This window comes from Crocosphaera sp. Alani8, from assembly GCF_038442745.1.
In the GTDB taxonomy this organism is placed as follows: Bacteria; Cyanobacteriota; Cyanobacteriia; order Cyanobacteriales; family Microcystaceae; genus Crocosphaera.
In genome coordinates, this window is sequence record NZ_JARVCN010000097.1 from 1 (window position 1) to 10,575 (window position 10,575).

The window sequence follows — 10,575 nt, forward strand, 5'->3', positions numbered from 1 at the left end:
CTTGGAGAAGCCCGCACTGTAACGGTACTCCGTTCAGTGTCGGGAGTCGTCACGCGCTTAACCACCTTAACCGTTTCCCGTTCCCTCATACTTCAGACTTAAATTCTCACCACTAATGACTGATTGCTATATGAGATGCAACACATCAGCTAGAATGAAACATAAGAATTAATGATAAACCAATGTTATTAAATCGAATTTTTAAACAAACAGATCAAAAATGGCCGCCCATCATCAAAGCTTTAGAAAAAGCGATCGGCAAAGATGGGGTAATTCGTCGTAAAGAAGAACTATTAACCTACGAATGCGACGGTTTAACAGCTTACCGTCAACGTCCTGCGGTAGTGGTTTTACCTCGCACCACAGAAGAGGTGGCCGCAGCGGTGAAAATCTGTCATGACCATCAAATCCCTTGGGTGGCCAGAGGTGCAGGAACTGGATTATCTGGAGGTGCTTTACCAGTAGAAGATTGCGTCTTGATTGTAACTGCTCGCATGAAGCAAATTTTAGATATCGACCTAGAAAATCAACGGGTTACGGTGCAACCTGGGGTAATCAATAACTGGGTGACTCAAGCGGTAACAGGAGCCGGTTTTTATTACGCACCAGACCCCTCCAGTCAAATTATTTGCTCTATTGGTGGTAATGTAGCAGAAAATTCTGGTGGAGTTCACTGTCTAAAATATGGAGTTACAACCAACCACGTTTTAGGTTTAAAATTAGTTATTCCCGATGGTTCAATTATTGAAGTAGGTAGTAGCATTCCTGAAATGCCGGGATATGACCTCACCGGTTTATTTGTAGGTTCAGAAGGAACTTTGGGAATAGCAACAGAAATTACCTTAAAAATTCTCAAAACCCCCGAGACAATATCCGTAGTTTTAGCTGATTTCACCACAGTTGAATCCGCCGGACAAGCAGTAGCTGATATTATTGATTCTGGGGTAATTCCTGCTGGTATGGAAATTATGGATAATTTCTCTATTAATGCAGTGGAGGATACGGTGAAAACCAATTGTTATCCCAGAGATGCGGCGGCTATTTTATTAGTAGAATTAGATGGATTATCCGTTGAAGTAGAAGCTTACAAAGAAAAGGTTGCTGATATTTGTCGTCAAAATGGCTCCAGGGAAATTACATCAGCTAATGATGTAGAAACCCGTTTAAAACTTTGGAAAGGAAGAAAAGCCGCTTTTGCCGCAGCTGGGAATATTAGTCCCGATTATTTTGTTCAAGATGGGGTTGTTCCCCGTACACAGTTAGCTAATGTGTTGCAACAAATTGATCGCTTAGGTGCAGAATATGGTTATAGTATTGCCAACGTTTTTCATGCAGGAGACGGTAATTTACATCCATTAATTTTGTACGATAATTCTATCCCTGGACAATGGGAAGAAGTAGAAGAATTAGGGGGAGAAATACTTAAATTGTGTGTAGATTTAGGAGGTAGTCTATCAGGCGAACATGGAATAGGTGCCGATAAAAATGAATATATGTCCTATATGTTTAACCAAATAGATATAGAAACCATGCAATGGGTAAGACAGGTATTTAACCCCGATAATTTAGCTAATCCAGGCAAACTTTTTCCCACTCCTCGAACTTGTGGAGAAGCCGCTAATTCTAAAAAATTTAGTTGATATTTTGCCTAGAAAATGTGTGTTAACCTGAGTTCGATCTTTAAGGTAGTTGATAATTGACTTACCGTAAAGACTACTAATTATCAATTATCACCTATCGTTTATCGCTTTTTGAATATGGATCAACTAAAATATATTTACACCTTATTTGTTAGTAATCTATTAATATCTTTACCGTTTCTTCTCCTTGGTATTGTCATTTCTAGTGGGTTATTAGTTTTTGTTGATGAACATCAATTAGTGGCTAAATTACCCCGTACTCGTATCCTAGCAGTAATCATTGGCAGTAGTTTAGGGTTTTTACTACCTTTTGGACAGTATGGCAACCTCCCCATCGTAAGACGGTTATTATTACAAGGTTTACCCATTCCTTTATGTGTCAGTTTTTTAGTAGCTTCTCCCACCGTTAACCCTTTTGTTATTAATAATAGCTGGCAAGTTCTAGGAGATTATCCTAGATTAGTGTTTTTAAGGATTTTAGGAGTTTGGTTGATTAGCATTGTAGTAGGTTTAATTTTTAGTGCTTATCCTGAGAAATTTGCCGTGCTAGAAGATTCTTCATCTCCTGTTAATAGCCGTTCCGCTTTAGTCCATTCTGGAACAATCATAGCACATTCAGAAACCTTTAAACCCCTTCATCCTTCAGGTAATTTAGTTTACGAATATCAGGTTAATGTTAGCAATTCTAGTGATATATGGCAAAAGTTATGGTTATTTTTTGACAATATAATTAGAGAGTTTATAGAGTTGGGAAGTCTCCTTGTGGTTGGAGTTGCTATTGCCACGGTTTGCCAATCATTTCTACCCCAAATGCAACTTCTCGAATGGGGAACTACACCTTTAAACCAGCTACTAGCAATGACAGTATTTGGTTTAGTAATTTCTTTCAATTCTCTCAATTCTGCTTATTTCTTAACCCCGCTTTTATCCTCTATTTTGTACGGTTCAGGTTTAGTGTTTTTATTGTTGAATTCTCTGTTTAATATTTCTAGTTTAATTTTGTTGCTCGGAATAGTACGGATTAAATTTGCCAGTTATATAGTGATTTTAACAGCACAATTAATTCTAGTTTTGGGTTTAACGATTAACTTTTATATTAGTTAGTAATTTCTCCATCCATGAAACTACCCCGACTTGTGAAAAGTTGGGGTAGTTTGTTTTACCTTAATTTTGAGGTTTAGTAGTCGAAGTCTCCACCACCCCCTGCAGGTGCTTTTTCTTTCTCAGGTTTATCAACCACAATACATTCGGTGGTTAAAATCATACCAGCGATAGAAGCAGCATTTTGTAACCCGGAACGAGTTACCTTAGCAGGATCAACAATACCAGCTGCTAACATATCAGCATAATCACCACTAGCAGCGTCATAACCAGTGTTAAAGTCCTTCTCTTTGACTCTCTCAGCAACTACTGCACCGTTTTGACCAGCATTCTCAGCAATACGCTTCAAAGGAGCAGTCAACGCACGAGCTACAATCAAAGCACCAGTCAACTCTTCGTTGGCTAGATTACCGTTAGCCCACTCTTCTAGGGTAGGAGTAAGGTGAGCAAGAGTTGTGCCACCCCCAGGAACAATGCCTTCTTCTACGGCTGCTTTTGTGGCGTTGATAGCATCTTCTAAACGTAGTTTACGATCTTTCATTTCTGTTTCGGTAGCTGCACCCACTTTGATGACAGCAACACCACCAGATAATTTTGCTAAACGCTCTTGTAACTTCTCTTGATCGTAAGAAGATTCTGTGTCTTCCATTTGACGGCGGATCAAATCACAACGGGCTTTAACGCCTTCTTCGTTGCCTTCTGCCACAATGGTGGTGTCGTCTTTGGTTAGAGTTACCCGACGAGACGATCCTAACATTTCTAGCTTGGTATTCTCTAATTTGAGGCCAGCATCTTCACTGATAACTGTACCGCCGGTCAAAATAGCGATGTCTTCGAGCATTTGTTTGCGGCGATCGCCAAATCCAGGGGCTTTTACTGCAGCCACATTCAGCACACCCCGTAAACGGTTCACCACTAAGGTTGCTAAGGCTTCTTTTTCGATGTCCTCAGCGATAATTACTAAAGATTTGCCTTGACGAGCAACTTGCTCTAAGACAGGGACTAAATCTTGTACTAAGTTAATTTTTTTGTCTGTCAACAGGATGCAGGGTTCTTCAAATACCGCTTCCATGCGTTCAGCATCGGTAACAAAGTAAGGAGAAATATATCCTTTATCAAAGCGCATTCCTTCGGTGATTTCCAGTTCGGTGAACATGGACTTTCCTTCTTCTAAGGAAATAACCCCTTCTTTGCCTACTTTGTCCATAGCTTCAGCGATCATTTTGCCAACTTCTTCGTCATTTCCTGCGGAAATGGCACCAACTTGGGCGATCGCTTTAGAATCTTCGATGGGTTTAGCGTGGGCTGCGATTTTCTCTACTAAAAAGTCGGTAGCTTTATCGATACCCCGTTTCAAAGCAATGGGGTTAGCTCCAGCAGCAACGTTACGTAAACCTTCTTTAACGATCGCATGGGCTAAAACAGTAGCGGTGGTGGTTCCGTCTCCAGCGACATCGTTGGTTTTGGAGGCTGCTTGACGAATCAAGGAAACTCCAGTATTTTCGATATGATCTTCTAATTCAATTTCTTTTGCAATGGTGATCCCGTCATTAATAATTTGCGGGGCGCCAAATTTCTTTTCTAGAACAACGTTACGACCTTTAGGTCCAAGGGTAACAGCTACGGACTCTGCAAGGATGTCCATACCTCTTTCTAAAGCACGACGTGCATCTTCGTTGTAAACAATGGATTTAGCCATAGGTTATGCCTCTTTTTGGTCAATTCTGAATCAATACGTCAACAAAGTAGCTTTTGGGTTGCCTATGATCTCATTAAGCAACGGCAGCGAGGATATCTTTTTCCGATAGTAATACGTAGTCATCTCCAGACAGTTTGACATCGGTGCCGGCGTATTTGGAGTAGAGAACTTTATCGCCAACTTTGACATCTAATTCAGAACGACTGCCATCGTCGTTGCGTTTTCCGGGTCCAACTGCCACAACTTCACCAATCTGGGGCTTTTCTTGAGCGTTATCGGGTAATAAGATGCCTCCTGCGGTTTTTTCTTCGGCGGGGCTAACTTTTACAAAAATGCGATCGCCGAGGGGTTTAACGGTAGAGACGTTGATACTAATTGCTGCCATGAACGAATCCTCCTGGTGTTTATAATTGAAACTGAGTGCTTTGTTTCAACTTTTAGCACTCTAACCTTACGAGTGCTAATTTAGCGAAATAAGGGGAGGTCTGGCAACAGTTATCTGGGTACGGGTTCCCGAACTTATCCAGGTTACGGGCTTTCATGGTTACAATATGTAGGGATTCCAGCACAAATCGCCCTAGCATCAAAATTCAAGACGCTAGGAAAAGCTGGTTTCCGCAACTTAGCTCCTAAGATCAAAGGTCTTAATTAGGCCTCAAAGCTTGACCTGCGAAGTTTATTACTAGGATGGTAAGAGTTTAGATTTTAATGGCGGGAGGCGGATTTGAACCACCGACCTTCGGGTTATGAGCCCGACGAGCTACCAGACTGCTCTATCCCGCGTCGTCTTAACTAGTATAACAAGAACCTACAGAAAATTGCAAGGGGTTTTCAAAAAAAAGAGGATTTCTCGTTTCTTGGCAGGGATAGTCTTAGAAATAAACATTATGACCCGTCCAATAAGGTGAACCAATTACTAATAACAAACTAACGTATGTTCCCCACAATAATACTTCAATAAATTGCGGATTCCGTCGAATAATTAGAGTAGAGGTGACAGCCCAGGTCAAAGCAATGGTTATTAAAGTTAAAACCCAAAATAAACGTTCAGATAGTAAGGCAAGATCAGACCGATCAGATACTAATTTGAAATCAAAGGGAAAATGTAAAGCAATAACAAGGCCAACAATACCAATTACTCCTGACAGGCTCAATAAAACCATCCACCAAGATTTGGGATAGGAATTATATTGGGGCCAATTTTTGATTTCATGAAAAATTATTCCGTTTGTCAATGCTAAAACAGGACAAAAAGGTAAAAGATAACCCATACCGTCCAGGGGAAGAAGAAGAATCATTCCACCATAAAAACCACCCCAAACTAGTACTAATTTAGCCCATCCCCAGTTTAGGGATTTACGGGCTAGTTTGAGTCCATAAAAAGCGAATATAAGCCAAGGCCAACAATATTTAATAATAGCTACAGGATAGTAGGTTAATGAACTAAAAAATTCAAGGGAACTCACTTTAACAGAGTGGAAAAAAACCTCATTCAAAAATGGTTGTCCATACACCAACCATTCCATCCAATACCAGATTAAAGCTGGTAAAACTCCCAAACAAACCCCCATCCAAAAATAAATAGAACTCAAAAGTCTAGGGGTGTCCCAAGCCAAAAAAACAATTAAAACAATTGTTAGTAAACAGCCAATTAATCCTTGGGTTAAAAATAGCCCACTCAAACTTAAGCCTACAGCCAAAGACCAGCGAAAATCTCTACGGGATCGCAGCACACACAACACAGTTAGAATTGACCAAAAGAGAACAATTCCGTCTAACATAGCTAGACGACTCCAACGAACTATTGGAAATAACATTAAGTAAACTAAGGCACTGAATATAGCAGGTTGCCAGAAAACAAAAATCTCCCGTCCTACTGCGTACAACAAAGGCACGGAAACCGAGGCAAATATGGCTCCCACTAAGCGAAGATTTCCAGGAATTATCTCCCCTTGCCCACTGGTTAGAGTTAATAAAAATAACCCTAAAACGGGATGCTGATGGTAAGGTTCACCTTCTAGGGTAGGAAATAGCCAGTCTCCAGATAAAAATGGTTTTTGTGCCATTTCTTCCACCAATTGACCGATAATGCGTTCTGAGTCTAGTAAGGGAGAACCATCGAGGTTAAATACCAAGAGAATTAGGGCAACCACCAATAAACCAACCCAAGAAAAAAGACTACGCCAAGTGTCGTGACGTGGGTGTAAAAATTTTAAAGGATGCCAAGTAAATGTGTTGGAGTTCATAGGAGTGAGAATTTCTTATTAGTCAATTTTGAAGCTGTTGCCATTAAACAGTTACTAGTTTAATGGGAAAATTGGGTTGTAGCAGAGTGCTATATTTGAAAAACAAAATAATTAGTGGTAATAGCCCTCGTAAAAAAAATATGTTTGGTTTTTTATTCTCTCTAAAGAGTCCTGTAGAAAAAAAATTAAAAAATATTACTTTAGGAACTCTCGCTGCTATTCTAGCTGTCTTTCCTGCTTATGCCCAGTCAAGGCTTGTTTTTATTTACCCTCCTCTTAACTTGTCTTTGGGAGTTGATTCCTTAGAACTGTTTGCTAATGAAGGGGTAATCAATAAAGAATTAGCCTACTATATGAATTTAGCCGGGGTCAATGAGGAAGAAAAAGAAGCATTTAGAGAGGCATTACTGAAAAAAGCTGACCTCAACCCTGTAGAAGTTTCTCGTTTCTTCAATAGTCCTATGGGACAAGAACTTTTACACCGAGTTGGTCACTTGTTTTCTATTCAGGGGGGAAGGAATGGACTATACGCTATTAGAGGGGCTATGGTTCAAGCTGCTTTTGATGAAGAAGGATTGAGCTTACTGAATTTTCTACGTCATTTGCCTGTTAATATGCAGTTCAACCTGGAAGAAATTCTCAAAGCCGCTACTTATTTAGAATTATTGGGACAGGAAACCAGTGCTATTGTCACAGAAATGAAAACCATCTCCGCTCAAACAAGGGAACAGGAGACTGTCCCTAACTTTAGTGAGATCAGAGATATTCGTCAAAGGGGAGATTATGGGGTTGGGCCCTCCCGTAGACTAAAATTATTCGATCAGAGTCGTGAACGGGAGTTTGAGGTAGTCTTGGTGCAACCGCAACGATGGCGAGAGGGAAAAACCCCTGTGATCGTTTTTTCCCACGGTTTAGCTTCTCGTCCGGAAGATTTTAAAGAGGATGTCTTACAGTTAGCTTCTTACGGTTATGTGGTTGCTTTACCTCAACATCCTGGTAGCGATTTGAATCAGCTTGAAGAAATGTTACAAGGGTTTTCTCGGGAGATTGTTAAAGTTGATGAATATGTGGATCGTCCCCTAGATGTTAGTTATGTGATCGATGAATTAGAAAGACGAAATAGAACGGAATTTGAGGGACGTTTAGACCTGAATAATGTGGGGGCAATGGGTCATTCTTTTGGGGGATATACCGCTTTAGCTTTAGCCGGAGCAAACCTAGATTTTGACACTTTAGAAGAGATTTGTGGACAGGAATTATGGGGGCCTAATTTATCTTTACTGTTGCAATGTCGGGCTTTAGAACTACCTCGAAAAGAGTATAATTTTCGAGATGAGCGTATTACTTCTGCTTTCGTAATTAATCCTGTTACTAGCGCAGTTTTTGGTGCTAGAGGACTTTCTCAAATTACTATTCCTGTTCTTTTAGCTGCCGGAAGTAGTGATCCGGCAACCCCGGCTGCCATTGAACAGTTACAAGCCTTTGTTTGGATTAATACAGATGACAAATACTTTGCTTTGATAGAAGGACAAGCCCACGTTAACTTTTCCAAGTTGGATGCACAAATGAAGGCGGTTTTAGATTCTTTACCAGATTTAAAACTTCCTGATCAGACAGTAATTGATACTTATGGTAATGCTTTTTTAGTGGCTTTTGCTGAGGTTTATGTTGCCGAGAATGAGGAGTTTCGTCCCTATTTAACTTCTAGTTATGCCAAGTATATTAGTCAACAGCCTAATCCTCTGCATCTAGTTCAAGATGACGCGGAGATTCCCTTGAGTGAGTTATTTAATAGTAGAAAAGCCTCAAGAACACCAGCTATTCATCCTCGTAATATTATTCCCAACAATGACTAATTTAAGCAATCGCCAAAAAATTTTACTTATTACAACCCTCAAATAATTGATAGGTTTCTCTGATGTTGGGGCATACTAACTTTATGATGCTATGACAACGGAACAGGATGCTTGAGACGGGAAAAAAATATTTTCTCTCAATAGTTAACTTCTATACCCTGCCAATCTTTTTACCTTGAAGAATGACCCATGAGTTCCTTGATAAAAATACCTAGACCTTCCTCCAATACCGATGAGACATCATCCAACCCCATGACAAACCCTGGACTGTGGGAAGCCCTGGAGGCTGAGTTAGTTTATATTCAGGACAGATCAGGGAAATACCTATCATTTTACGGAGACATAGGGGAACAATTAACTATCGAACCGGAAGATGTTATTGGTTTTTTTCCAGAACAAAGCCTAAAACCAGTATCCCCAGAGGCCTATTACAAAAGGATTAAAAGGGTTCTAGACAGAAAAATTCCCGAACAGTGTTACTGTGAATTTGAATACAGGAATCAAACCTTTGCCCTAGAATTGGTCATCAGCCCCATTTTACAGAAAAAGAAACCAGTAACCACTGTTCTTGTTATGGGGCATTTCTTAGCAGATAACGAGATAAGTGTAATCAATAATTCGGCTTTACCCACCCATCCTGAACCCTATCAAAAACTGTTAACTAAAATTGCCAGACAAATTCGCCGCACCCTCAACTTAGAAACCATCTGGCAACAAACCGTAGATAGTCTCGGAGAAGCGTTACAAGTCAGTCGTTGTTTGATGATTTCTATGGAACCACAGCAAGAATATTTAGACGTTAAAGCTGAATACTGTAACCCCTGTTGTGTTTCGGAATTAGGAGTTCGCTTTATTCCAGAGGATGATCCGTGGTGGGAAAAAGTCCTCAACCAACGGGAACCCCTAATTTTTGAGAGATTGATGGAAAATAGTTCTCAAATACAATCTAATTTAATTGTTTCCACCTTTTATCAAAATCAACGAAACGGATTAATTTGTTTACAGCAATACGATCGCAGTCGATACTGGAGTCCAGGGGAAATCGAACTGATTCAGGAATTAGCGGATCAAGTAGGAACAGCGATCGCTCACGCCACCCTTTATCAAGAATTAGAACAAGCAACTCTCGCCGCTGAAGAAGCATCCCGTCTTAAAAGCGACTTTTTGGCCAGTACCACCCACGAACTGAGAACCCCTCTTAACGGTATTATTGGCTTTCTCAAACTGATTTTGGACGGCATGGCTGACGATGCCCAAGAACAACAAGAATTCCTGGAAGAAGCACACAAATCAGCCCTACACCTCCTCAATCTTATTAACGATATTCTGGACATTGCCAAAATTGAAGCCGGTAAAATGGATCTTAATTTAGGTGCCGTTGAACTTGCGGAATTATTCGATGCTGTGGATAAGTTTACTCTCCCTCAGACGCAACGCAAACATCTAGAGTTTAGGAGTAAATTACCCAGTACCTTAACCCCCATTATGGTTTCTGGTAATTATCAGCGACTGCTACAAGTAATGTTCAATTTAGTCAGTAATGCCATTAAATTCACCCACGAAGGTAGTGTTGTGGTCAATGCAGAGATCGTCAAAAAGAAAATACACCACCAGAATCAAGAATTTCCTGGTTTGGTAAAAGTGAGCGTCACTGACACTGGTATTGGAGTCGCCCTGGACAAACAAGACCAACTGTTTGAAAAATTTGTACAGGTGGATGGTTCTCACACTAAAGCTTACGGTGGAACAGGACTGGGTTTAGCCATTTCTCAAAAGCTAGTGGAAGCGATGGGGGGACAAGTAGAATTTTATAGTATGGGAGAAGGACTCGGCTCGACGGTTACTTTTACTGTTCCCCTGGAACAAATGCCAGTGATCAAAACAGTAAAACCTTTTTGAATCAAAGTATATGGGAAGTTTTGAGTAAAACTTAAGGTTATCTAAACAGCAAAATAAAACTTGTCCCCAGAGCAGTATTATTTAGCTAACCGCCGAGAAGCCCCGCACTATAAACGAGGGGGATTTATCAAACC

7 protein-coding genes and 1 tRNA gene are annotated in these 10,575 nt (G+C 40.4%); 4 read left to right on the top strand and 4 right to left on the bottom strand.

The genetic code is table 11. The features are described 5' to 3' along the window. Nucleotides 1-182: 182 nt before the first annotated feature. Entirely contained in the window at nucleotides 183-1,640 is a 1,458-nt protein-coding gene (gene glcD, locus P9B04_RS07100) for a glycolate oxidase subunit GlcD (RefSeq protein WP_342054299.1), read from the top strand. A 117-nt stretch (nucleotides 1,641-1,757) separates the two neighbouring features. Beyond that, nucleotides 1,758-2,744 (top strand): permease, encoded by a 987-nt coding sequence (locus P9B04_RS07105; RefSeq protein ID WP_342054300.1) that lies wholly within the window; start codon nucleotides 1,758-1,760, stop codon nucleotides 2,742-2,744. A 73-nt stretch (nucleotides 2,745-2,817) separates the two neighbouring features. Here P9B04_RS07105 and groL read toward each other — a convergent pair whose 3' ends face one another. From groL to P9B04_RS07125, 4 genes are all read right to left on the bottom strand, one after another. Then, nucleotides 2,818-4,440 carry a chaperonin GroEL gene (gene groL, locus P9B04_RS07110; protein ID WP_342054301.1) on the bottom strand — a complete coding sequence of 541 codons (1,623 nt, stop codon included), beginning with the start codon at nucleotides 4,438-4,440 and terminating at the stop codon, nucleotides 2,818-2,820. Between the two features lie 73 nt (nucleotides 4,441-4,513). After that, nucleotides 4,514-4,825, bottom strand: a complete 312-nt coding sequence (groES, locus tag P9B04_RS07115; protein WP_007308121.1) for a co-chaperone GroES — start codon at nucleotides 4,823-4,825, stop codon at nucleotides 4,514-4,516. Nucleotides 4,826-5,149: 324 nt separating this feature from the next. Then, nucleotides 5,150-5,223: transfer RNA gene (locus P9B04_RS07120), tRNA-Met, on the bottom strand. A gap of 89 nt (nucleotides 5,224-5,312) precedes the next feature. Beyond that, complete coding sequence (locus P9B04_RS07125; protein ID WP_342054302.1) at nucleotides 5,313-6,686, bottom strand: ArnT family glycosyltransferase; 1,374 nt, start codon at nucleotides 6,684-6,686, stop codon at nucleotides 5,313-5,315. A 95-nt stretch (nucleotides 6,687-6,781) separates the two neighbouring features. Between P9B04_RS07125 and P9B04_RS07130 the strand changes: the two genes are divergently transcribed. Next, nucleotides 6,782-8,542 (top strand): alpha/beta hydrolase, encoded by a 1,761-nt coding sequence (locus P9B04_RS07130; protein WP_342054303.1) that lies wholly within the window; start codon nucleotides 6,782-6,784, stop codon nucleotides 8,540-8,542. A gap of 189 nt (nucleotides 8,543-8,731) precedes the next feature. Next, nucleotides 8,732-10,441: a sensor histidine kinase gene (locus P9B04_RS07135; protein ID WP_342054304.1), complete on the top strand. Its 1,710-nt coding sequence runs from the start codon at nucleotides 8,732-8,734 to the stop codon at nucleotides 10,439-10,441. Nucleotides 10,442-10,575 lie beyond the last annotated feature (134 nt).